This is a genomic window from Pseudoalteromonas sp. MMG012, assembly GCF_018100875.1.
Taxonomy (GTDB): Bacteria; Pseudomonadota; Gammaproteobacteria; order Enterobacterales; family Alteromonadaceae; genus Pseudoalteromonas; species Pseudoalteromonas aurantia.
This window is the reverse complement of record NZ_JAGJEF010000003.1, coordinates 125,346-150,307: the sequence shown is the minus strand read 5'-3', so window position 1 is coordinate 150,307 and position 24,962 is coordinate 125,346. Positions and strand designations below refer to the sequence as shown.

At 39.9% G+C, this 24,962-nt stretch carries 17 protein-coding genes; all 17 read left to right on the top strand.

Translation table 11 applies throughout. The features are described 5' to 3' along the window. The first annotated feature begins 146 nt into the window (after window positions 1-146). The 17 genes from J8L97_RS02165 (at window position 147) to J8L97_RS02085 (ending at window position 24,962) form a co-directional block, all read left to right on the top strand. The gene (locus J8L97_RS02165; RefSeq protein WP_211047699.1) at window positions 147-521 is read left to right on the top strand and encodes a hypothetical protein; all 375 of its coding nucleotides are present in this window, start codon (window positions 147-149) and stop codon (window positions 519-521) included. Between the two features lie 133 nt (window positions 522-654). Continuing rightward, complete coding sequence (locus tag J8L97_RS02160) at window positions 655-1,113, top strand: GAF domain-containing protein (protein ID WP_210997415.1); 459 nt, start codon at window positions 655-657, stop codon at window positions 1,111-1,113. Then, a complete protein-coding gene (locus tag J8L97_RS02155) occupies window positions 1,113-1,391 on the top strand; it encodes a hypothetical protein (RefSeq protein ID WP_010363951.1) in 279 nt (92 codons plus the stop codon). The genes J8L97_RS02160 and J8L97_RS02155 overlap by 1 nt, the downstream gene beginning before the upstream one ends. Before the next feature lie 15 nt (window positions 1,392-1,406). Continuing rightward, on the top strand, window positions 1,407-2,057 hold the full coding sequence (gene proQ / locus J8L97_RS02150; protein ID WP_211047698.1) for an RNA chaperone ProQ: 651 nt from the start codon (window positions 1,407-1,409) through the stop codon (window positions 2,055-2,057). 10 nt (window positions 2,058-2,067) lie between these two features. Beyond that, the gene (gene prc, locus J8L97_RS02145; RefSeq protein ID WP_211047697.1) at window positions 2,068-4,098 is read left to right on the top strand and encodes a carboxy terminal-processing peptidase; all 2,031 of its coding nucleotides are present in this window, start codon (window positions 2,068-2,070) and stop codon (window positions 4,096-4,098) included. Between the two features lie 179 nt (window positions 4,099-4,277). Beyond that, window positions 4,278-5,726, top strand: coding sequence for a Na+/H+ antiporter NhaC (gene nhaC / locus J8L97_RS02140; protein WP_211047696.1), 1,449 nt, complete (start codon window positions 4,278-4,280; stop codon window positions 5,724-5,726). Window positions 5,727-5,778: 52 nt separating this feature from the next. Beyond that, a complete protein-coding gene (gene pepN, locus J8L97_RS02135; RefSeq protein ID WP_211047695.1) occupies window positions 5,779-8,373 on the top strand; it encodes an aminopeptidase N in 2,595 nt (864 codons plus the stop codon). 5 nt (window positions 8,374-8,378) lie between these two features. Further along, window positions 8,379-8,600 (top strand): DUF2835 family protein, encoded by a 222-nt coding sequence (locus tag J8L97_RS02130; protein ID WP_192507224.1) that lies wholly within the window; start codon window positions 8,379-8,381, stop codon window positions 8,598-8,600. 237 nt (window positions 8,601-8,837) lie between these two features. Continuing rightward, window positions 8,838-10,955 carry a DUF1302 domain-containing protein gene (locus J8L97_RS02125; protein WP_192507225.1) on the top strand — a complete coding sequence of 706 codons (2,118 nt, stop codon included), beginning with the start codon at window positions 8,838-8,840 and terminating at the stop codon, window positions 10,953-10,955. A gap of 11 nt (window positions 10,956-10,966) precedes the next feature. Beyond that, window positions 10,967-12,334, top strand: coding sequence for a DUF1329 domain-containing protein (locus J8L97_RS02120; protein WP_210997421.1), 1,368 nt, complete (start codon window positions 10,967-10,969; stop codon window positions 12,332-12,334). A 96-nt stretch (window positions 12,335-12,430) separates the two neighbouring features. Beyond that, entirely contained in the window at window positions 12,431-13,426 is a 996-nt protein-coding gene (locus J8L97_RS02115; protein WP_211047694.1) for a YCF48-related protein, read from the top strand. Continuing rightward, window positions 13,426-15,756 carry an RND family transporter gene (locus J8L97_RS02110; protein ID WP_211047693.1) on the top strand — a complete coding sequence of 777 codons (2,331 nt, stop codon included), beginning with the start codon at window positions 13,426-13,428 and terminating at the stop codon, window positions 15,754-15,756. Before J8L97_RS02115 ends, J8L97_RS02110 begins: the two co-directional genes overlap by 1 nt. 202 nt (window positions 15,757-15,958) lie before the next feature. Next, window positions 15,959-20,797 carry an NAD-glutamate dehydrogenase gene (locus tag J8L97_RS02105; protein WP_211047692.1) on the top strand — a complete coding sequence of 1,613 codons (4,839 nt, stop codon included), beginning with the start codon at window positions 15,959-15,961 and terminating at the stop codon, window positions 20,795-20,797. Window positions 20,798-20,895: 98 nt separating this feature from the next. Continuing rightward, window positions 20,896-21,906 carry a quinone-dependent dihydroorotate dehydrogenase gene (gene pyrD / locus J8L97_RS02100; protein WP_211047691.1) on the top strand — a complete coding sequence of 337 codons (1,011 nt, stop codon included), beginning with the start codon at window positions 20,896-20,898 and terminating at the stop codon, window positions 21,904-21,906. 122 nt (window positions 21,907-22,028) lie between these two features. After that, the gene (locus J8L97_RS02095) at window positions 22,029-22,559 is read left to right on the top strand and encodes a cell division protein ZapC domain-containing protein (RefSeq protein WP_211047702.1); all 531 of its coding nucleotides are present in this window, start codon (window positions 22,029-22,031) and stop codon (window positions 22,557-22,559) included. A 68-nt stretch (window positions 22,560-22,627) separates the two neighbouring features. Further along, window positions 22,628-24,739: a bifunctional 23S rRNA (guanine(2069)-N(7))-methyltransferase RlmK/23S rRNA (guanine(2445)-N(2))-methyltransferase RlmL gene (rlmKL, locus tag J8L97_RS02090; protein WP_211047690.1), complete on the top strand. Its 2,112-nt coding sequence runs from the start codon at window positions 22,628-22,630 to the stop codon at window positions 24,737-24,739. Continuing rightward, window positions 24,732-24,962, top strand: coding sequence for a glutaredoxin family protein (locus J8L97_RS02085; protein WP_210997426.1), 231 nt, complete (start codon window positions 24,732-24,734; stop codon window positions 24,960-24,962). The genes rlmKL and J8L97_RS02085 overlap by 8 nt, the downstream gene beginning before the upstream one ends.

The following is a 24,962-nucleotide window of genomic DNA, read 5'->3' as shown; positions in this document are numbered from 1 at the left end:
TTATTCTTAAATGAATGTAAAAGCCGCTTATAAAGCGGCTTTTTTTTTGCCAAAAATTTATTACGGCAAGTAAATGCGACTAAAGTTGACTGGTGTTTTACAGCGAATACTTTAATGATGATTGTTTAAAAATCAGAGTATTTATTATGAAGCAGCTGCTAGCTAAAAGTATTGCTATGTCTCTTTTGTCACCATTGTTAATCGGAGTTTTGCTAGGGAGCTATTATACCTTTACGCTTAGCCAGCCAGGTATCCAGATATTTTTTAGTATATTGATAAGTGCATTTTCTAACGCGCATATCGCTGGCTTAGCCATGGCCGTGTTTGTTGTGCCTGGATATTTGCTTATGCATAAGTATAGTAAAGTGCAATATTCAGCAGTGCTAGCCTTGGGTATGATAGGCGGTGCATTTTTTAGTTATGTTCTTGCGGCTACATCTGGAATGGGATTTATTGTTAATACGTGCATGGCAGCCCTAGCTTCAGGGTTGTTTCTTTATGGCTTAAGACGCTTTGCGTAAATCCCTGCTTGTAAATTAATCAAGTAAGTTAATATTTACAGATATTTAATACTTTTTCGTCAGAAAAGGTTTCATTTAATAGCTCGAAAGAGTACCTTAAGCTTTTGTATGACGTAACTGTGATATTGAGTAGATGCACAAGCAAGATTTTTATCAGACACTTGTAAACCAAGCTAATTCTTTAATTTGCGATGAACAAAATATTATTGCAAATATGGCGAATATCAGTGCCCTTTTATTTACTTCTTTGGAAGACATAAATTGGGCTGGATTTTATCTTATCGACACACCTCAAGAGTTGGTGCTTGGACCTTTTCAAGGTAACCCTGCCTGTATTCGTATTCCGCTTGGCAAAGGCGTGTGTGGTACAGCAGCACAAACGAACTCAACTCAATTGGTAGATGATGTTCATGCATTTGCTGGACATATAGCATGTGATGCTGCATCTAATTCTGAAATTGTTATTCCAATAATGAAAGATGGTGCGCTGTTCGCTGTGTTAGATATAGACAGCCCGAGCTTGGCAAGGTTTGACGAATTAGATAAGGCCGGCCTTGAAGCGCTCGTACGTTGTTTTGAGGCAACGTTATAATGAAAGATTTAGTCAATGTACAAGATTACCTTTTTGCAATTGCTGATGTTGGCGATTGGGAAGGGGAAGAAGAGCAAGTTACCGAGACTTTAAATGAGTTAATTCATTTTGCTTGGCAACTTTTACCAGATGATCTCGACTGTGAGACCATCGATAATATAATCAACGGTATTTGGGAACATCTTCGTGGAGACTTAGCTTTGATTGAAGTTGAGTTTGAAGAGTTAACTGACTGGGTAATACACTATATCCATTCATCGTTAGATGAAAAGGTATAACAAATAGGTTCAAAAATGGAAGCCACAAACAAGCTAAAAGATATTAATGAGGTACTGGATTTTCTATATACAGAGTTTCCTCAGTGTTTTAAACAAAAAGATGGCATCAAGCCGCTTAAAGTCGGTATCTTTAAAGATATCGCCGAGCGAATTGAAGGCTCAGAGAAAGTAAGTAAGACGCAGGTACGTCAAGCGTTACGTAAATACACGTCAAACTGGCGCTATTTAGAAGCGGTTACTAAAAACGAATTCCGTATTGATCTTGATGGCAACGATGCTGAAAAAGTTGAACAAGAGCATATTGAGCACGCGCAAAAAGCCCTTGAAGAGAGTCGCGCGAAAATGGCTAAACGTAAGAAAACGCAGCGTCCACGTCAGGACGGTGATGCGAAGCCTTACAAGAAAAAAGGTCCTGCTCATGCACGTAATGGAGACAAAAATACTCGGGTTAACAAAAAGCCAGCTCCTCAGCAAGCTAAAAGAAACCCAGGTAAAGTTGAACCATTACCAGCTAATGAGGTCAAGGTTAATAACAAAGTTAAAGTTAAATTAGGACAAGCTTTGGTTAATGCTACAATTACTGAAGTGAACAAAGATGACGTTCACGTAGAATTAGTGACTGGTATGCAAGTTAAAACCAAAGTAGATAGTCTGTACATAGTTTAAGGAGTTGTGTATGAGTAAAAAGTTGACACTCATTCCCGTTGTAGCAGCGCTGTTATCAAGCGTTTCGATTGCATCACCGGATTCGGTGACAGAAAAAGACATCCCGAAGTTAAAACCGGAAATCCAACATACAACGGCAAGCAAACGGGTGACCAACTTATTTACTCGCCAGCACTATAAACGTTTTAAGCTCGATGACGCTTTGTCACAAGAAATATTTGATCGTTATGTAGAATCATTAGATTTTACTAAGTCGGTATTTTTGCAAAGCGACATTGATGCTTATGAAAAACACCGTTTACAATTTGATGATGCGTTGAAAGCGGGTAAGCTTGAGTTTGCTTTTGACATGTTTAATATGAGTATGAAACGTCGGTTTGAGCGTTTTCAATATGCTATTAGCTTGTTAGAAACTGAAATTAAGTTTGATAAACCTGACGCTTTTCATTATGACCGTGAAGACTTACCTTTTGCAAAAACAGAACAAGAGCTAAATGAATATTGGCGTCAAAGAGTCAAATCGGATGCGTTGCGCTTAAAGCTCACAGGTAAAGATTGGGATGGAATTCAAGAAGTTCTCACTAAAAGATATAAGAACACGTTAAAGCGGTTAGTCCAAACTAATAGTGAAGATGCTTTTCAAGTAATGATGAACGCATTCGCCAGAAGCGTTGAAGCGCATACATCATATTTGTCTCCGAGACGTGCTGAACAATTTAAAATGGATATGGAGCTTGAGCTCGAAGGCATCGGGGCTGTTTTAGGGTATGACGAAGATTACACTGTCATACGTTCATTAGTGCCCGGAGGTCCGGCTGACAAATCAGAACGTATTAAAGCAGATGATAAAATTGTTGGTGTAGCGCAAGATGGCAAAGAATTTGTTGATGTGATTGGCTGGCGCCTTGATGACGTTGTTGATCTCATAAAAGGTCCGAAAGGAACCAAAGTAAGACTTCAATACTTAAAAGGGTCTGATGCACACGGTACTCCTAAAGTTGTTGAGATAACGCGCGATAAAATTCGGCTAGAAGATAGAGCTGTTAAGTCAGAAGTGTTTGAGGCGAAATACTCTGAACTCTCTAGCAAAATAGGTGTTATTGAAATACCAAGCTTTTACAATAACTTATCAAAAGATGTTAAGGTCGAGCTTGCGAAATTAAAGGAACAGAAGGTCGATGGGATTGTAATTGACCTACGTCAAAATGGCGGAGGTTCTTTATATGAAGCGACTCAATTAACGGGACTATTTATTGATAAAGGTCCAGTGGTGCAAATCCATACACTTTATAATCGTGTTGAAGCGCAAAAAGATCGTGATGGCATTACATTTTATGATGGCCCTATGACGGTACTTGTTGATAGGTATAGTGCTTCGGCTTCTGAAATATTTGCAGCCGCAATACAAGATTATGGTCGTGGTGTTGTTATTGGCGAGCAGACTTTCGGTAAAGGTACTGTACAGCAGCATCGTGGGCTTGGAAAAAATTACGATTTATTCAGCAATCCACTTGGTAGTATTACATATACCATTGCTAAGTTCTATCGCATAAATGGGGGCAGTACGCAACATAAAGGGGTCGTACCAGATATTATGTTGCCTTCAGCTATAGAGCCACAAGAGTGGGGAGAGAGCCAAGAAGACAACGCGTTACCATGGGACAGTATTAAGCGTGCAACTTATAGTAGTTTAGATAACTTAACGCCGGTCATTAAGTATATTGATGCAAAACATAATTCTCGTATCCAAGGAGAGCCTGAATTTAACTATGTATTTGATGATATTGCACGATACAAAGCGCAAAAAGATGACAAGAAAATATCACTGGTGGAGTCTGAGCGATTAAAGGAGCGTGATGATTCGGAACAGCGCGCGCTTGCCCGTACTAATACTCGTTTAAAGCGCTTAGGTTTAGCAGCAGTTACAGACTTAGATGATGTGCCAGATGTGATTGGCGAGCTCGACCCGTATTTAGAAGAGGCTGCGTTAATTACACAAGATTTAATTTCATTTGGTCGGTTGGCAAAAAATGACCTATAAATGAACCCTATATAGATACAAAGGCGCTTAGGCGCCTTTTTTGTTACGATTTTATCTATGAATTTGCTACTATACCTGCAATTAATAGGCTGTGGATTCACACAGTAATAATAAGCCTGAAATAGGCCTTAGTAAAAATAAGAATAAGCATAGCGTTGTTATGCAGAGGAGTACTCAATTTGAAACAACAAAAACTACCCTCACTATTGGATGCGTTGATCCCAATAGTTATCCTTGTCAGTCTTTTAGGTGGCGCGGTTTATTTATACGGTGATAACTCGTCTTCTGGCCCGAATCAAATTGCATTGCTTTTTGCTACTTTTACGGCAGCTCTGGTGGGATTGAAAAACGGGTATACATGGAAAACCTTAGAAGAAGCAATGATAAAAGGGATCACCATTTCTCTTGGGGCGATCCTAATTTTACTGATGGTTGGTGCTTTGATCGGCACTTGGTTATTGTCAGGTACCGTACCAACTTTAATTTATTATGGTTTACAGGTTATTAATCCAAGTTGGTTTTATGCAGCAAGCTGCTTAATTTGCGGCATAGTTGCGATGAGTATTGGAAGCTCTTGGACCACAGCGGCAACAATCGGTGTGGCTTTGTTAGGAGTGGCGACAGGCCTTGGGTTAGATCAAGTTGTTACAGCCGGAGCCGTTATCTCAGGTGCTTACTTTGGTGACAAACTGAGTCCATTATCAGAAACAACAAACTTAGCACCTGCCGTGGCTGGAGCCGATCTATTTGAACATATTCATCATATGCTTTGGACAACAGTACCGAGCTTTGTCATAGCGCTAATTATATTTATTTTTATGGGCTTTAATGCCGATGCTAGTAGTGACGTTGGTCGAATCGATGAAATTGTTGGTATTTTAAAAGGCAATTTTAATATTAATTTGATGATGCTTGTACCGTTACTAGTATTATTGGTCTTGGCGTTTAAAAAGATGCCAGCATTTCCCGCTATTTCTATTGGTGCAGTCGTGGGGGCTGTTTGGGCCATTTTGTTCCAAGGGGATCTAATTCAAAGCCAGCTAGATGGTTCACAAGGTGAATTAGTTGGCTATATTAAATTAGTTTGGGCAACTTTCTATCAAGGTTTTAGTATTACGACTGGTGACACTAAAATGGATGATTTGTTAAGTGGCGGAGGCATGGCGAGTATGCTGACAACAACTTGGCTTATCATGACTGCATTGATGTTTGGTGCGATTATGGAAAAAACAGGGCTACTTGAAATATTTGTTCGCAGTATTTTAAAAATCGCTAAAAGTACTGGCTCGTTGATCGCGTCGACTATTGCGACCTGCGTAGGGACAAATATTGTTGCAGCCGATCAATATATCGCAATCGTTGTGCCTGGCAGAATGTTCAAAGATGAATATAAAAAACGAGGTTTGCGTAGTGTTAATTTATCTCGAACGCTAGAAGATGGTGGTACGATAACGAGTCCATTGATTCCGTGGAATACATGTGGTGCTTACATGCAAAGCGTATTACTTATTAACCCATTTGACTATGCTATATATGCGTTCTTTAATTTAATAAATCCATTATTGGCTGTGGTTTATGCTTACTTAGGTGTGAAAATACTTAGAATTAAACCACAAAGTTCAGAATAAACGTAGACTAAGTGTCCGAACTCAATTCGGGCACTTATGCAAGGATATAAATATGCAAGAAAAACCTCAAGCAAAGTACCTAAAAGATTATCAACCTCCCTCACACACCGTCTCGCACTTGGATTTATCGTTTGATTTACAACCAACCAAAACCAAAGTAATTTCTATCGCGCACTATAATGCGATAAGCGACACTACCGATTTACGACTGGATGGTATTGATTTAAAATTGTTAACTTTAAAGGTAAATGGTAAAGCACATACGCAGTATGAACAGTCACAAAGCCATTTATTATTGACAGAGTTGCCAAACTCTTTTGATTTGGAGATAAGCACAGAGATATCTCCAAGTACCAATACTTCTTTGGAAGGTTTGTATCAGTCAGCTGGTGCTTATTGTACTCAGTGTGAAGCTGAAGGCTTTCGTAAAATCACATATTTCCTGGATAGACCAGATGTCTTGACTACGTACGATGTGAAGATTGTCGCTGACAAGTCTATCCCATACTTGCTATCAAATGGAAATAAAATTGAAGACGGGGTAACCGAAGACGGGCGCCATTATGCAAAGTGGCAAGATCCATTTAAAAAACCGAGTTACTTATTCGCATTAGTCGCTGGTGACTTTGATGTTTTAAAGGATGAATTCATCACTCAGTCTGGCCGGGCGGTTGAGCTAGCCCTATTTGTTGACAAGGGTAACTTCGACAAAGCTCCACATGCGGTGGAGTCGTTAAAACGGGCAATGGCATGGGATGAAAGTCGTTTTAATCTAGAGTACGACTTAGATATATACATGATTGTTGCGGTTGATTTTTTCAATATGGGCGCCATGGAAAATAAAGGCCTCAATGTTTTTAATAGTGCATGTGTATTAGCGAATCAACAAACGGCAACCGATAGGGACTATCACACGATTGAGTCGATAGTTGGTCATGAGTATTTCCATAACTGGACTGGCAATAGAGTGACCTGTAGAGACTGGTTTCAGTTGTCATTAAAAGAAGGTTTGACTGTATTTAGAGATCAGGAATTTAGTAGTGATCTCGGTTCTAGGGGGCTTAATAGAATAGATGCCGTGATGGCGATGAGGGCGCACCAGTTTACCGAAGATGCAGGGCCAATGGCACATTCAATTCGACCTCAAAAAGTTATCGAGATAAATAATTTTTATACTGTTACCGTTTATAATAAAGGTGCAGAAGTCATTAGGATGATGCATAGCTTGCTTGGAGAGCAGGGGTTCCAAAAAGGCATGAAATTATATGTTGACCGGCATGATGGTCAAGCTGTGACATGTGATGACTTTGTGAATGCGATGCAAGATGCCAGTGGTGTTGAGTTAACTCAATTTAAAAGATGGTATGAGCAAGTTGGCACACCAACAATTGAGGTGGTCACATCCTTTGATCCGACAAAGCAAACTTTCATAATTGAATTGACTCAACATAGAGCAACCAATGACCCAGTGGTCGAGCCGTTACATATCCCGTTTGCACTTGAGCTGTTAGGACCTGATGGAGAAATACTCCCATTAATATGCAACTCCCGGGAAGTTTCGAAAATATTAAATGTCACGAATGAACACCACCAATTTGTTTTTGAAGGTTTTGAGCAGGAGCCTGTACCGGTATTACTTGAAGACTTTTCAGCCCCATGTATTATCCAATACAATTATAAGTTGGAGCAGTTGATCCATATTATTCAGTATGCCAGTAGTGATTATGCGCGTTGGGAGGCGATGCAGCAGGCCTTTTCACAAGAAGTCTTTGCAGAAGTAAACAAGTTTGATGGACATATCACACATACATTAAATCCTAAGCTAATGGCTGTGTTGAAGCAATTATTGACAGAACGTAATGGTGATATTGCGCTTATTGCGGAACTGATGTCATTACCTAACTTTGATGCATTATCAGCAGGATTTACGCAAGTGCCTGTCAATGCGCTTGTAAAAGTGATTAAGGACTTTAAGCATGATATTGCTGTTAGTCTTACTGACGCGCTCAAGACAGCTTATGTAAGCGCTAAAGAGCAGGGAGAATTATCTCATGATGGTGTATCTGCTCGGGCACTGAAAAATACCTGTTTATATTATTTAGCGTATGTGGCTGATGAGGATATTGAAGGTTGGGTGGAAACTCAAAGCCTGAGCGAAAATATGACTTTAAAGTTAGGGGCGCTGAAAGCAGCTACTGCTGCAGATCTTTCCTGCACGGGTGCGTTGATGGAAAATTTTGATGCAGCTTGGCGCCATGACTTACTCGTCATGGATAAGTGGTTTTCTTTACAGGCAACAATTGATTCAAATTCTACGATTGATAATCTTTATGGACTTTATAACCATCCGTGCTTCGATAAATCAAATCCAAATAGGGTGAGGGCATTAGTAGGGAGCTTTGCTAGAAGTAATCCAGCTCAGTTCCATCGAGAGGATGGAGCAGGTTATAAGCTGCTAGGTGATCTGTTGGTTGAGCTTAATGGCCTCAACCCGCAAAATGCATCTAGGATGGTGACTCCGTTTATGTCATGGAAAAAGTTTGATAAAACACGCCAAGAACTGATGAAAGCACAATTACAAAGATTAGCTGACTTAACGAATTTAAGTGATGATTTATATGAAAAAGTCGAAAAAGCGCTGAGCTAATTTGTATGCAAGAATACTTTTTCACGATGTATTTGGACTATGAGCAATGTTTAGACTTTTATGATGGAAGTATAAAGTTTGTTCAAGTCGTAGAAGACCAAGGAAAGCGGATCCGCTTTCCTGCCATTCATGTAAGAAAGTTTGTCTCATCGATAGGGATTAGGGGCCGTTTTCGGTTATGTTTAGATGCACAGAGTGCGTTTATTTCACTCGAGAAAATCGCTTAATGAGACTTTTTCTTATAACTATTATTGTATTTTTGTTAAATGAGTTTGTTATAAACTTAAATTACGTGTTATATATTATCTGGTAGGACGTCTTACCATGAGTAATATAGAGCCTAAAACGTTAAAAAAGCACCGATTGGACGCGTTCTATTTGTAATTTGAATTGATCGCTTCTATCGTTACGACAACAAAAAACAATAACTCGATTATAAAAACCCGCTTTAAGGGGGAGAAATAATGATAAAAAGATCGCTCTTTGTTAAAAACAAAATAATGCTCGGTCTTAGTGCTGCGGCGTTAACGCTAAGTAGTGCACCTTTACTTGCTGCAAACTTCCAAGTTGGTGATTTTGAAATCACATTCGACTCAACATTTTCCTATGGTCAAAGTATACGAGTAGAAGATCGTGATTTTCAGTACATAGGTAAAAGTAACCACCCTCGTTTTAATTGGGATGGCTACAATGCATTGACTGGTAATACGGTTTACACGTCTGCAGATGTATGGGCGAATGCTGGTGCGTACTCAAATAATGGCGATGCTGGGAATTTAAACTTTGATTCTGGAGACACATTTTCTCAGTTGGTGAAAGGGACCCATGACTTTGGCATAAGTAAAGATAACTTTGGTTTCTTTTCTCGCTTTATGTATTTTTATGATTTTGCGATGGAAGATGGCGACTTTGCTTATCGAAATCCGGTGTCAGGTAATAAAGTCGATCCGTGTGCTGATGATGAGACTAAAAAGCAAGTTTGTTCTGATGTACGCCTTCTTGATGCATTTGTGTGGGCTGACTTTGACTTAAATGGTGGCAATAACCCATTGTCTGTTCGTCTGGGCCAGCAAGTTGTGAACTGGGGGGAAAGTACTCTTATTTCTCACGGAATAAATGTTAACCCGGTTGATATTGATCGGCTGAAAGCACCAGGTTCGGAGCTTAAAGAAGCATTCATTCCTGTTGGCATGCTTTGGGCATCATTAGGGATCACTGAAAATATCACTTTAGAAGGTTTTTATCAGTATCAATGGCATGAAACGCGCTTACCGGCCTCGGGTAGCTATTTTTCAACCAATGATTTTGCTTCTGAGAATGGTTATAGTCAAAATGTCCAGCTTGGTTTCACATCAAATCCTGACATAGATTTAATGCATCTAACCGATTCTCTTAACGGCTTGCAAGCAAACTGGCTTGGCGCATTAGCGGCTCAGGGTTTAGATACAACTGACACGAGTGTTTTAACTAGTGCCTCAGCCCAAACTTTACTGGCGAGTATGTATTTGCAATACCCGACAAAGGTTGCTTTAAAAGGAAAAGGGGATGCTGGCAAAGTAGAACCTAAAGACTCCGGTCAATTCGGTTTGCGTTTAGGTATTTATTCACCTGAGCTGAATGACACTGAATTTGCGCTTTACTACATCAATTATCATAGCCGGCGTCCATTGATATCAGGTAAAGCTTCGAACTTTACCAATGCTGCGGTTGGTGCTGATCTTCAGTATATTTCGCAAAATACAATCACTGAAGATAATATTACTAACTTGAATGCATTTACTCAGGGGCAAATAGCGTACCCAGAAGATATTAAACTATATGGGTTAAGTTTTAATACCGCCATAGGTGAAACAGCGTTTGCAGGTGAGTTTACCTATCGTCAAGATGAACCGCTGCAAATAGATGATGTTGAATTGTTATACGCAGGCATGGTCGAGCAGCTTGCTTACGCGGGTCGACGAGATGATTTCGCTGGTTTTTCTCAATTGAGTCAAGGTGATGCTGTTAGCTATGTGAACCCAGGTGAAATTGCTCAAGGCTTTGTATTAAAAGACACGATGCAATTGCAGTTTACTGCGACACATTTATTCGGTCCGAGCTTAGGAGCTGATAGTTGGGCGGTTGTGGGCGAAGTCGGTGGGGTTACAATTAAAGACATGCCTAGCTATGATGAGCTGCGACTTAACGTTGCAGGTACAGGCCGAAGCGGTACTGTGGAAGGTTTATCGGGTCGCAGTTATGATTTAATACACCAAGCAGTGTCTAACGGTCCTGAGGTTAACCCATTTCCAACAGCATCTGCATGGGGTTATCGACTTATTGCGAAAGGTGAATATAACAATTTATTCGCCGGTGTTAATTTCTCGCCACGATTTGTTTTTTCTCATGATGTGAATGGTATCACTCCTGATCCAATGTTTTTGTTTGTGGAAGATCGTAAGTCATTGGGTGTAACTATGAACTTTAGCTATCAAAATGCTTGGTCATTTGATTTTGGTTACAACACGTTCTGGGGTGGCGGTGCTACCAATACATTTGCAGACCGTGATTTTGTATCTTTTAATATTAAGTATTCAATTTAAGGGCTTTCAGTATGTTTAGAAAACCTACATTTGTTGCCGCGACAATAATAGCGATGCTATCAGCACCGAGTGCAATAGCAAAAATGTCGGCAGAAGATGTTGCACGTTTAGGTGCAGATTTGACACCAATTGGCGCAGAGACTGCGGGTAATGCAGATGGCTCTATTCCTGCGTGGACTGGTGGAATAACTAAACCACCAGCGAGTTTTAAATCGGGAATGCATCACCCAGACCCATTTGCTGATGATAAAATCATTTTAACAATAGATAAAGGTAATCTTGATAAGTACAAATCGTTATTAAGCCCAGGCCAAATCTCATTGTTTGAAACGTATCCAGAAACGTTTAAGATGAATATCTATCAGACACGCCGGACGGCGGCATACCCTCAGTTTGTTTATGACGCGACAAAAAAATATGCATCTACAGCGGAGCTGATTGAAGGTGGGAATGGTATTAAAAATACAGCAATTGGTATTCCTTTCCCAGTGCCAAAAGATGGTTTAGAAGCAATTTGGAACCATTTACTTCGTTATCGAGGGCTGTCGATAGCGCGTTTTGGTGGTCAGGCGATGCCAACTGAGTCAGGGTCTTACAATATAATTGGTTTTGATGAAAAGCTATTGGTGAAGTATTCAGATCCAGATGTGACACCAGAAGAGCTTAAAGAGTCAAATGTGTTGTTTAAGTTTAAGCAAAAAGTCACAGAACCTGCACGTTTAGCAGGTACAGCTCTACTGGTACATGAAACCATGGATCAGATTTTAACGCCACGCCAAGCATGGACATATAATACTGGCCAGCGACGCGTTCGTAGAGCACCAAATGTGGCTTATGATGCACCAGGTACAGCATCTGATAGTTTAAGAACGACGGATGACTTTGATATGTTCAATGGTTCACCAAATCGTTACAATTGGACGCTCAAAGGTAAGCAAGAGTTATATATCCCATACAATAGTTACAAATTGCATAGCGATAAACTTAAGTATGATGATATTTTGATGGCCGGGCATGTTAACCCTGAGCATGTTAGATATGAAAAACACCGTGTATGGGTTGTAGAAGCTAATTTAAAAGAAGGTACTCGCCATATTTATAAAAAGCGTGTTTTCTATATTGATGAAGATAGTTGGCAAATTCATATCGCTGACCTGTATGACAATAGAGACCAAATGTACAGGGTAGCAATGGCGCATGGTTTAAATTATTACGACGTACCCACCCATTGGAGTACACTTGATGTTTACCATGATTTGAACTCACGTCGTTATCTTGCTATCGGGTTAGATAATGAAGAAAGCATGTACGACTTTAGTAAATCTTTCCAAGATAATGAGTTTACACAAAGCGCATTGCGTCGAGAAGGCAAGCGTTAATATTACGCTTATCCCATTTGCCAATAGCCATCGGGCTATTGGCAATTCATATCTAGGCGAACTCTCGCCAATCATATAGCATTTTGAGTAGTCAGCATGATTAAAAAAACCATTGCTAGTATATTTATGCTGTTTGTAATTTCTGCAAATAGTTTCGCGATGCCAAACGCTGCATTACAAGTGGCAACACCAGAAAGAACACTGTTCACAGACATTACATATAATGGCAGCTCTTTAATCGCGGTGGGGAAACACGGCACGATTGTAACCAGTACGGATGGTGTTACTTGGTCACAAGCACAAGTTCCGGCACAGGTACTATTGACGGCTATTACTTCTTTGAGCCCAAGTGCTTCATGGGCATGTGGCCATGACGGTACTATTCTGTTTAGTAAAGATGATGGTCAAAACTGGCAGTTACAGCAGTATTTGCCTGAAGTAGGAAAGCCTTGTTTAGACATTGAATTTACTGATACCGAACATGGATATGCAATTGGCGCATATGGTATGTACTACGTAACAGTTGATGGTGGAAAAACTTGGCAGAATAAATTTATCGACGATTTTGTGCACCCAGACGACAAAGCATATTTGGCTGAATTAAAAGAAGAAGACATTGTCGCCTATGAAGAGGAAACTCAATTCATTCTCCCACATTTTAATCGACTGTTGATAAAAGGAAACAGACATATTTTAGTTGGAGAAATGGGGCTTGTTGCGTTAAGCGAAAATTCGGGGGAGTCATGGACGAGACTTGATGAATTTTACCCCGGATCGTTTTTTACTGTGGCGGCGTATGGCTCTGATCAGCTAATTGTAGCAGGGCTGAGAGGTAACGCATTTATAGCAGACATGAACCAACTGAAGTTTAGAAGGTTAAATATCTCAACGACAGCAACAATTAACTCGATTGTAACCCATCAAGAGCAAGCATATATGTTGGCTAATAGTGGTTTCATTTTTAAATATAATAATACATTGACGCAATCACAACTTGAGACTGGATATTCGGTATTAGCGGCCGTTTCATTTAAGGGTAAGTTGATTATGGCGACAGAGAAAGGTTTGATAGCTTGGGAGGTTAATAAGTAATGCAAGCTATATTGAGTAAACTTGAATATATGGTATTTCGTCATAGGATGATGGTCGTTGTACTATTTAGCCTATTGACGGTTGCACTTGGTTATAAAGCAACACAGATACAGTTAGATGCCTCTTTTAATAAGAATATTCCTCTGCAACATGAGTACATGCAACTGTATTTAAAGCATGAAAAGCAATTTGGAGGAGCAAATAGCATACTACTATCAGTCTGTGATGAAGGAGGTGATATTTTTAACGCTGACTTTTTTGCTCAATTAAAAGCGGTGCATGATCAGCTTTACTTTATTCCTGGTGTGAATCGGCCGTTAGTGAATTCAATTTTTTCTCCAAGTGCACGATTTGTTGAAGTTGTTGAAGATGGATTTGCTGGCGGACCAATTATTCCCGCCAATTTTGCGCCAACAACGCAAGGTTTGGCTACTGTCAAACAGAACATAGAAAAAGCGAATGTTGTGGGGCGTATGATCGCCAGTGATTATAGTTGTGCAATGGTCTCTGCACAGTTAATGGAAATAGATCCGCAAACCCAAGAAAAGTTAGATACGCTTGCTTTTGCAGAAAAATTAGAGAAAGAAATCAGAACACCATTAAGTACCGATACTGTTACTATCCATATTATTGGTTTTGCAAAGATGGCTGGTGATATCGCTGATGGTGCAAAAGGCGTGGTGTTCTTTTTTGCATTGGCAATCGGATTTACTTTCATCATGGTTTGGCTATTTTGCAAAAGCTTTAAGTTGACACTATTACCGATAGCTTGTTCTTTTATTGCTGTTGTATGGCAACTAGGACTACTATCAAGCTTGGGTTTTGGTCTCGATCCGATGTCAATTTTGGTACCGTTTTTGGTTTTTGCGATTGGTGTAAGCCATGGGGTGCAAATGATCAATGCGATTGGGAAGAAAGTCGCTGAGGGAGTCTCAAGTAAAGTCGCGGCTCAAGCCAGTTTTAAAGCGCTATTAATCCCTGGTGGTATTGCATTGTTATCTGATACCGTAGGTTTTCTGACATTATTGGCGATCGATATCGGTATTATTCGTGAACTAGCAATTACGGCCAGTTTAGGTGTTGCCGTTATTATATTTACGAACTTGGTCTTGTTACCTATTTTGGCATCGTATTTTAGCTCAAGTAAAATTAGACGCTTAGATGATGGAAATAGTTCCTCAAATACAGTATTCACAAAAGTCAGAGAAGGGTTGGTAAAAGCAACAGATAAGAAGTGGGCACGGATTATATTGTTGGTGTCCGCTATTTTATTTGCGTTTGGTTATTGGCAATCACAAAGTATGCGGATAGGCGACTTGCATGCTGGCGCACCAGCGTTACACCAAGATGCAAGGTATAACCTAGATACATTCTTGATTTCAGATCGTTATGCGATTTCATCTGATATTTTGAAGGTAATCGTTGAAGCATACCCAGCTGCATGTACAGAACACGATACAATGGAGCGGATCAGTCGTTTTCAATGGCGAGTAGAAAATTTAACAGGTGTACAGTCGGTGGTGTCGCTATCGTCGGTTGCCCAAGCAGTTAATGCTGGCTATAACGAAGGCAATTTAAAATGGCAAACACTACCAAGAAATAGTGCATCTTTGGTACAAGCCACATCACGAGTTGAAACCAGTACAGGCTTACTCAATGGTGATTGCTCTGTTATGCCTGTCATTATATTTATGAAGGATCATAAAGCAGAAACAATAGATCATGTCATTTCAAATATAAAACAATTTGCAGATGATGAGGGTACAGATAAAGTTGCATTTAAATTGGCATCAGGGCCAATTGGCGTTATGGCAGCGACCAATGAATCGGTATCGTCAGCACAATTACCAATGATGATTTACGTTTATGGTGCGGTAATTATCTTGTGCTTAATCAGCTTCAGAAGTGTTAAAGCAACGATTGCAGTTGTATTACCTCTGTATATTGTGTCGACATTAGCTCAAGCATTAATGGTGAAATTGGAGATTGGATTAACCGTTTCCACATTACCCGTTATTGCGTTAGGTGTCGGTATTGGTGTGGATTACGGCATTTATATTTTGTCTTCGATGATGGGGCAACTGAAGCAAGGAATCCCTTTATCGGCGGCGTATCGTAATGCATTAGCAGAGCGCGGAAGTGCTGTACTGTTTACCGGAATAACCTTGGCAATTGGTGTAAGTACCTGGATATTCTCTGCGCTGAAGTTTCAAGTTGATATGGGCATACTCTTAACGTTTATGTTTTTAGTGAATATGCTGGGTGCAGTACTGTTGTTACCTGCTATAGGCACGCTACTCTGGACCGACCAGAAAAAAAACTGTGAATAAATGTGCTTTGGAATGGCCATGATTGGCCATTTATATCTATATTTTGTGAATAGATGAGCAAATAGCTGAAAAGCTTAAAATGTTTTCATCGAAAAAGCTGTTTATTAGCGCCAGAAAGGTTAAAATTCATTTGACTCCACGCTAATAAATGGCTGTACAAATAATCTACCGTTCAAAGGTGGTATAGATTAAGGAACACATAATGACACAAAATGAAGGTTCAGCATCAGTTATTCTCGATAACGTCTGCAAGTTGATTCATAAGAAAGTTCATGCCGAAAACGTGTCACTCGTTGAAACATTCGCCAAAGCCTTGTACAGCAATATGTCTAAAGAGGATTTGGCCAATCGTAACGACAGTGACCTATACGGTGCGGCGCTTAGTCTTTGGAACTCTCTAGAACAAAATACTTCGGATGATGCTGTCATTCGTGTTTTTAATCCAGAAGTCGCAAAAGATGGATGGCAGTCGTCTCACACGATAGTCGAGATCATCGCCAAAGATATGCCATTTTTAGTTGACTCAGTGCGAATGGCATTGAGTCGCGAAAACATTGCATCTCACCTTTTACTGCATTGCCCATTAAAAATTAAACGCAGTGAAAATGGTCAAATCAGCGACCTTACGAATTTAAAAACAGAACAAGAACTTACGTCAACTAAAACCGTTTTCTTTATAGAAATAGATCATCAAACTGATGAAGAAATTATTGAATCTTTTAAGACAGAGTTAGAATCTGTATTGAAAGATGTATCTGTTGCCGTTGCAGATTGGTTGGCAATTAGAGATAGATTAGTTTCAGTTAGCAAAGAGCTGCCAACTCGAGATTCTGATTGCAGCAAGGCTGAAATTAATGAAACGGTTGAGTTTCTAGATTGGTTAGTTAGTGATAATTTTACTTTTATGGGTTATCGCCAATATGATTTATGCCCAGTGCAAGGGGACCATGAATTAAAACCAGTTGCAGGAACAAGTCTGGGATTGATGAAGAACTCTTCTTCAGAAGGCAGTCGTCTTCTATCTGAATTGCCAGAAGTTGCGCGTAAAGAAGCGCGTAGTAAAAATTTATTGATTCTAACAAAAACGAATTCATTATCACGTGTTCACCGCCCAGCCTATGTTGATTATGTCGGCATCAAGCGATTTGACGACAAAGGCAATGTAGTTGGTGAAGATCGTTTCATTGGCTTGTTTTCGTCAAGTTTCTATAATAATAGTGCCGCAGATGTTCCTGTTTTAAAATCTAAGATAAATCGCATTATGCAAATGTGTGACTTTGCCCAAGGCACGCATGCGTATAAAGCAGTTTTAAATATTTTGGAAACGTACCCTCGTGATGAGCTTGTGCAGGCTCGCGAAGCAGAATTGCTAGAAGTCGCGATGGGTGTGTTACAAATTCAAGAGCGTGACATGTGTCGTTTGTTTGTTCGTAAGGACATTTACGGTCGCTTCTTGTCTTGCATGGTATACGTTCCTCGTGAGCGGTATAACACTGCGCTTCGTCGTGAAACTCAGCAATTGTTAGCAAATGCGTTTCAGTCTTCTGAAAAAGTTGAGTTCACAACTTATTTCTCCGAATCTACGCTTGCACGAACGCATTACACCGTGCGCGTAGCTGACAACAACATTGAATATAACGTGAAAGACATCGAAAATAACTTAGTTGAAGCCGCTCGTACCTGGGAAGACAAACTACAAGGTGCACTATTAGAAAGTACCGGTGAGTCTCGGGGTAATGAACTGAATCGTAAATATGCAAGTGCTTTTCCACATGCCTATAAAGATCAGGTTTTACCAAGTGCAGCTGTTGTAGATATCGAAAAACTAGAGCAGTTAGACGAAGAACATAAGCTAGAAATGCTGTTCTATCGTCCGCAAGAAGAAGCTAACTCACAAATAGTCCGTTTAAGTTTGTTCCATAAAGACGAGCCTATTCATCTTTCTGATGTAATGCCAATGTTGGAAAACTTTGGCTTACGTGTTATTGGTGAAACACCATATGCAGTGAAGACGAACGATGGTCGCGTCAATTGGATCATGGATTTTTCAATGTTGTTAGACAGCAAAGGTATTGCTGAGTTTGATAAAGTATCAGCGCGCTTTAGAGCTGCGCTTACAAATGTGTGGAACAATACCCTTGAAAATGATGGCTTTAACCGTTTAGTTTTATTAGGTGGTTTAACAGGTCGTGAAGCGTCAATTTTAAGAGCCTACGCAAAGTATATGCGTCAGATTGGTGTTACATTCTCACAAACATATATTGAAAGCACATTTGATAATTACCCAAATATTGCGGCAAAAATTGTAGAACTCTTTACTAAAAAGTTCACACCTGTAAAACCAGCAGCAGAAAAAACCCTCGATAAACTGATTGCGGGTATTTATGAAGAACTGGAAAACGTTGCTAACTTAGATGATGACAGAATCATTCGTTTGTACGTCGACATGATCAATGCCACGTTACGTACTAACTTCTTCCAAAAAGAAGCGGATGGTGTAAATAAGTCGTATGTATCATTCAAGATCAAGTCAAGTGGTATTCCTGATATGCCTTTGCCACTTCCTGCGTTTGAGATTTTTGTATACTCACCACGTATTGAAGGTGTTCACTTACGCGGCGGAAAAGTTGCTCGTGGTGGCTTACGTTGGTCTGACCGCCGTGAAGACTTCCGTACCGAAGTACTTGGTTTGGTAAAAGCGCAACAAGTTAAAAATACAGTGATTGTTCCAGTTGGTTCGAAAGGTGGTTTTGTTTGTAAGCAACTACCAAGTGAACGTGAAGCATTCTTCAAAGAAGGGCAAGCTTGTTACAAAATCTTTATCCGTGGCTTATTAGATATTACCGATAACATTATTCATGGTGATATTGTGCCACCGGCTGATGTTGTACGTCATGATGAAGATGACCCATATTTGGTGGTTGCAGCTGATAAAGGCACAGCGACATTCTCTGACATTGCTAATGGTATTGCTGATGATTATAACTTCTGGCTGGGGGATGCATTTGCCTCTGGTGGATCAATTGGTTATGACCATAAGAAAATGGGGATCACAGCCAAAGGTGCATGGGAGTCAGTAAAACGCCACTTCCGTGAAATGGGGATAGATTGTCAAACAACCGATTTCACAGCGGTAGCAATTGGTGATATGGCGGGTGATGTATTCGGTAATGGTATGCTCGCTTCAAAGCACATTCGTTTACAAGCAGCATTTAACCATATGCATATCTTTATTGACCCAACACCGGATGCCGCATCTTCATATATAGAACGTGAGCGATTGTTTGCACTACCACGATCTTCTTGGGAAGATTATGATAAATCGTTAATTTCTGCTGGTGGTGGTATTTTCTCTCGTGCCGCAAAGTCAATTACGCTAACACCAGAAATGAAGAAAATGGTGGGCACGAAGAAAGCCAGTATGACGCCAAATGAACTGATCAAAGCATTGCTAATGATGCCATCAGATCTACTTTGGAATGGTGGTATTGGTACTTACATTAAGCACACCAGCGAAACAAGTGCTGACGTAGGTGATCGTGCCAATGACGCACTTCGCATTAATGGCTCTGAACTTGGTACTAAAGTATTTGGTGAGGGTGGTAACTTAGGTGCGACGCAACTTGGGCGTATTGAGTTTGCAGCGAAAGGCGGTCGTATTAATACGGACTTTATTGATAACGTAGGTGGTGTTGCGTGTTCAGATAACGAAGTAAACATTAAGATTTTACTGAATGGCTTGGTTGCTGAAGGTGATTTAACCCAGAAACAACGTGATGAATTACTTTATTCAATGACCGATGAAGTGTCTGAGTTGGTACTTGCAGATTGCTATCGCCAAACTCATACGTTGTCTATTACTAAGTCTAAAGGCCCTGCAACGCTAAAAGAAAAAATACGCTTTATTCATGCGTTAGAAAAAGATGGTAAGCTTGACCGTAACATTGAATTCTTACCGACGGATGAAGAGTTAGCAGAGCGTGCAGCTGCTGGTAAAGACCTGACGCGTCCAGAACTATCTGTGTTGGTTTCTTATTCTAAAATGGTACTTAAAGAGTCATTAGTCGTTGATGAAGTATCGGAAAATCCATATTACCGTCAGTTACTAGTAACTTCGTTCCCGGTACCACTTCGTGATAAATTTAATGCTGCAATGGATAACCATCCACTACGCAAAGAAATTATTGCAACAAAGTTGGCCAATAATATCGTCAATGATATGGGCCTGAACTTTATGGTACGTATGAATGAAGAAACTGGCGCAACAGATAGCGAAATCGCGTTATGTTACTCAATTGCTAGTGCTATCTTTGAAATGAGTACAACTTGGTCGTCAATTGCGGCGCTGGATAATAAGATCCCAGCTGCGGTTCAAACTGAGATGCTGTATCAATTACGTAGAACGGTTCGCAGAGCAACACGTTGGTTCTTACGTCATCGCAATAAAGCAATGACCATTGAGCAAACAATAGAGTTCTTCACTCCGACGTTTAAAGATGTGAGTGTCAACTTAAACAGCTACATGATTGAAGAAGAGAAAGAGACTATTTCAGCTAAGGCTGCTGAGCTCGAAGCGCAAGGCGTGCCGGCAGATATTGCATTACGTATTGTGTCATTGTCCAGTCTATTCTCGGTTATGGATTTAGCTGAAGTAGCGGATAACTCTAAACGTAAGATTGAGGTGGTATCAAATACCTACTTCAAGCTTGGTTCAAGCATGGGTCTTCATTGGTTCTTAGACCAAATTACGGCTCAGCCAGTTGCGAACCATTGGCAAGCACTTGCTCGTGCTTCGTATCGTGAAGAACTCGATTGGCAGCAGCGTTCGTTATCAGAAGTTGTATTAAATAGCTTCGAAGGTGATGATCATGATGTAAATGCTTTAGTGGAGCAGTGGATGGATAGTCAATCATCGTTGTTACACCGCTGGCAACAGATGTTGTTAGAGTTTAAGACTTCGCAAAGTCATGATTTTGCGAAGTTCTCGGTTGCATTACGAGAATTGATGTTATTAAGTCATAACTGTGATACTTCCAAATAAATTATAATTCGTTAAAATACCCCGGCCTTGCTGGGGTATTTTTTTATCTGCTGTTTATTCAGTAGATGTGTGTTACTTAGGATCTTTTAGGAGTTTTCATGTTTTACGATATTGCACGACGTTATATGTTTAGCCGCGATGCAGAATGGGCCCACGACTTTGCATTAAATAATTTACGTCGTTTTGCAAATACACCACTGAGTGCAGCGTGGTCTCAAACAGTGGCAGACAAGCCTGTGAACTTCTTAGGACTTGATTTTAAAAACCCTGTTGGACTTGCAGCAGGATTAGACAAAAATGCGGAATGTATAGATGCATTTTCACAAATGGGTTTTGGTTTTATTGAAGTCGGTACTGTGACACCTAGACCGCAAGCAGGAAATGACAAACCACGTATTTTTCGCCTTCCTGATGCACATGCGGTTATCAACCGTATGGGGTTCAACAACAAAGGTGTAGATAACTTAGTAAGTAATGTTAAAGCATCTCGTTATTCTGGGATCTTGGGGATCAATATTGGTAAAAATAAAGATACCCCGAATGAACAAGGCAAAGACGATTATATTAATTGTATGCGTAAGGTGTTTGAATATGCGTCTTATATTACAGTGAATATTTCTTCACCGAATACACCTGGGTTACGTGATCTTCAGTATGGTGATGCTTTGGATGATTTGTTAGAAAGTTTAAAATGCGAGCAAATGGATCTTATTGCAAAGCATAATAAATCAGTGCCTATGCTTGTTAAAATAGCGCCTGATATTGACGCGGTCCAAGTTGCTCAAATCGCTGAATCACTTACAAAAAATCGCATCGATGGCGTGATTGCGACCAATACGACACTGGAGCGCACTGCTGTTCAAGGTATGCAGTATGCTGAAGAAGCAGGTGGGTTATCAGGTCGTCCAGTTCGAGAAAAGTCGACGTTTGTTGTTGATGAGTTGAGACGTATTACTGATGGTAAATTACCAATAATTGGCGTTGGTGGCATTGATTCAGCAGAATCTGCAAAAGAGAAACTTTCTGCTGGTGCAGACTTGGTTCAAGTATATACGGGCTTTATATACGAAGGCCCAGGGCTGGTAAAAAGGATCGTTGACGGGTTATAAGGATCCGTTATATAACAAAATGATCCTAAACAAATTGTTATTATAAAAAATTTCACAGTTTAGGTTTTTTAGTTATACTCCCATCTACTATTAAATAATTATAAATAGTTGATGGGAGTAGTATTGTGCAGGCATCTAAAGAATGGCAATGGCAGTTATGTAGCCAACGAAATCGCTTGCTCGTAGACCTAGGTGAAGATCTTAGTTTATGCACCCCATTCAGACAGCGTCAGCTAACTCAAGATATTACTCACAGCCCAAACTTTAGCCTAAATGAAGCTGGCTATTACCAAAACGTGTTTGCCTACCTATGCAAATTTGCTGTGTGGAGTGAAGCGCAATGTTGCCAAATTGCACTGAATGCAACCGCTGCAAAATTTTATTTATTACCAGTACAGGCTAAAAGTTGGTTCTTTCAAACATATGTAGGTGGTGAGCCTTGTACAGAAGCCATCATTAGTTTGCATTCAAAAAATCAAGTCGGTGATTTTTTTATTGTTGAATATTGTGCAGAGTCGTCACTCTGCATTAATTTAACTGACAGTTTTAAGCTTGATGACCATTTAACACTTGAACAGTTTCAAGCAATCAAAGTACTCAATGATCGTATTCATCCTCTGGTTATTGCCGATAAAATTATCAAATCAGCCTAATCCCGCTACACCTCCTCAGCCGAACCTATGGTATACTCGCCTTCAATTGAATACATAGGGTTAGCACATTGCAATTTATCGCACTTACATCTATCGGCATAGAACACTTATTAGCTGAAGAACTAGAACAAGCAGGCGTGACACTGGGTAAACAAAGTGTCGGTTCGGTCCGATTTGAAACGGATAACAGCACAGCACAACGCATATGTATGATGACGCGTTTTGCGACACGTATCATGCTTTTAATTGATGAAAGTGAAGAAATTACCAATAAAGATGCGCTCTATAAATTCGCACGATTCCAAGCGTGGCAAGATTGGTTTGGCCCAACTCAAACGTTTGCAATTGAATTCAACGGAACAAATACTGAGCTGAAAAATACTCAGTTTTCAGGCTTAGTGATAAAAGATGGCGTTGTAGATTACTTCAATGACTTGTATGAGCAGCGTCCTAATGTTGATAAATCAGAACCAAACATTCGCATAATAGCAAAGTTGAACCGCGATAAATGTGCGTTGTATATTGATTACTCAGGACCTAGATTATCAGATCGAGGTTACAGAACTAAACAGGGTAAAGCACCTATCCGAGAGCATTTAGCAGCAGCACTTGTAAAGCGTAGCGGTTGGTTAGACGATATTACTCAGCCATTGTTTGATCCTTGTTGCGGTTCAGGTACTTTGCTTATTGAAGCGGCTGGCATGGCAAATAACGCACCAACAAATACAGAGCGGGAATTTGCGTTTAAGCGTTTACCAAGCTTTCGAAAAGCAAAATTTGATATGGTAAAAGCTGAGCTCAAAGAACAGCAGCAAGATAACAATTTATGGCTTATTGGCTCTGATATAGATCGAAAGTTAGCTGAGGTTGCGGAGCAAAATGCTGAAAGGGCTGGGGTAGGAAGCACGATAAAATTTAAGCAAGGTGACGCAAACCAGCTTAAAAGTATTGCAAAACGTCCTGGAGTTGTTATTAGTAATTTACCTTATGGTGAACGTATTGGGTCTATGGCAGAGCTGGTAAGTTTACATCGTAATATGGGTGTGGCATTTAAAAAGTACTTTCCTAACTGGAAGCTGGCTTTATTAGGAACAGACGATAGTTTGTTTAAACTATTGAAATTGTCGCGAGAAAAACGTTATAAATTTAAGAATGGTCCATTAGATGCTGAGTTTAATTTATATGAATTAAACGAACGTCAAGTGAATCAAAACGAACGTGCAACAGGCTTGAATTATGAAGGCTCAAGTGCGTTTGCAAATCGATTGAAAAAGAATAAACACGCATTAAAATCTTGGGTCAAGAAAGAGCAGATCAATGCTTACCGAGTGTATGATGCTGATATTCCAGAATATAATGTAGCGGTAGACATATACAACGACTGTGCTGTTATTTTTGAATATGCGGCACCAAAAGAAATCGAAGATGATGTCGCACAGAAGCGTTTGCAAGATGTTATTACATTGACTGCGCAGCAGCTAGAAATCGATCCTGAAAATATTGCAGTAAAAGTAAGAAAAAGACAAAAAGGTGAATCTCAATATACTTCAATGGATAAGCAAAATCGCTTTGAAACCATTGAGGAGTTTGGTGCAAAATTTAAAGTAAACTTGTTTGATTACCTTGATACTGGATTATTTTTAGATCATCGCTTAGCACGTCGTTATATTCAAGAAAACGCTAATAGTAAACGTGTGCTTAACTTATTTGCATATACCGGCTCTGTGTCGGTTCATGCTGCTTTGGGTGGTGCTAAAGCGGTCACAACTGTTGATATGTCAAAAACGTATTTAAAATGGGCAGAAGAAAACTTTGCGCTTAATGAGTTGAAAAATACTCGCTTCAGGTTTGAACAAGCTGATTGTTTAAAATGGCTAGAGCATGCTCAAGGTCAATATGATCTTATCTTCTTAGATCCGCCAACGTTTTCTAACTCAAAACGTATGAAAGAAGCATTTGATGTACAACGTGATCATATTCAATTATTGACTTGGATAAAGAGGATTTTGAGCCCTAATGGTACCTTATTTTTCTCAAATAATAAGCGTGGCTTTAAAATAGATGAAGTTGCGCTTATTGGATTAGGACTTAAAGCAGAAAATATTTCTGACAAAACACTCTCTCCTGATTTTAAGAGAAATAAGCAAATACATAATAGCTGGTTAATAACACATGGCTAAATATGTTTTATATCATACGGATGGGTGCCACCTTTGCGAACAGGCTTACGAACTTGCGTTGCACGCGATTCACGCCAGCGATATTAAGCACGTTGATATCACTGGTAGCGAAGAGCTAATGCAGCGCTTTCAAACGACCATTCCAGTATTAGAGCGTAAAAGTGACCACCAACAATTAACGTGGCCATTTGAACTAACACAAATTCAACAACTCGTAGAATAA

Bases quoted from the DNA above. Each gene is read 5' to 3' on its own strand.
- J8L97_RS02165 (WP_211047699.1), top strand. From the start codon at position 147: ATGAAGCAGCTGCTAGCTAAAAGTATTGCTATGTCTCTTTTGTCACCA.
- J8L97_RS02160 (WP_210997415.1), top strand. From the start codon at position 655: ATGCACAAGCAAGATTTTTATCAGACACTTGTAAACCAAGCTAATTCT.
- J8L97_RS02155 (WP_010363951.1), top strand. From the start codon at position 1,113: ATGAAAGATTTAGTCAATGTACAAGATTACCTTTTTGCAATTGCTGAT.
- proQ (WP_211047698.1), top strand. From the start codon at position 1,407: ATGGAAGCCACAAACAAGCTAAAAGATATTAATGAGGTACTGGATTTT.
- prc (WP_211047697.1), top strand. From the start codon at position 2,068: ATGAGTAAAAAGTTGACACTCATTCCCGTTGTAGCAGCGCTGTTATCA.
- pepN (WP_211047695.1), top strand. From the start codon at position 5,779: ATGCAAGAAAAACCTCAAGCAAAGTACCTAAAAGATTATCAACCTCCC.
- J8L97_RS02130 (WP_192507224.1), top strand. From the start codon at position 8,379: ATGCAAGAATACTTTTTCACGATGTATTTGGACTATGAGCAATGTTTA.
- J8L97_RS02125 (WP_192507225.1), top strand. From the start codon at position 8,838: ATGATAAAAAGATCGCTCTTTGTTAAAAACAAAATAATGCTCGGTCTT.
- J8L97_RS02120 (WP_210997421.1), top strand. From the start codon at position 10,967: ATGTTTAGAAAACCTACATTTGTTGCCGCGACAATAATAGCGATGCTA.
- J8L97_RS02115 (WP_211047694.1), top strand. From the start codon at position 12,431: ATGATTAAAAAAACCATTGCTAGTATATTTATGCTGTTTGTAATTTCT.
- J8L97_RS02110 (WP_211047693.1), top strand. From the start codon at position 13,426: ATGCAAGCTATATTGAGTAAACTTGAATATATGGTATTTCGTCATAGG.
- J8L97_RS02105 (WP_211047692.1), top strand. From the start codon at position 15,959: ATGACACAAAATGAAGGTTCAGCATCAGTTATTCTCGATAACGTCTGC.
- pyrD (WP_211047691.1), top strand. From the start codon at position 20,896: ATGTTTTACGATATTGCACGACGTTATATGTTTAGCCGCGATGCAGAA.
- J8L97_RS02085 (WP_210997426.1), top strand. From the start codon at position 24,732: ATGGCTAAATATGTTTTATATCATACGGATGGGTGCCACCTTTGCGAA.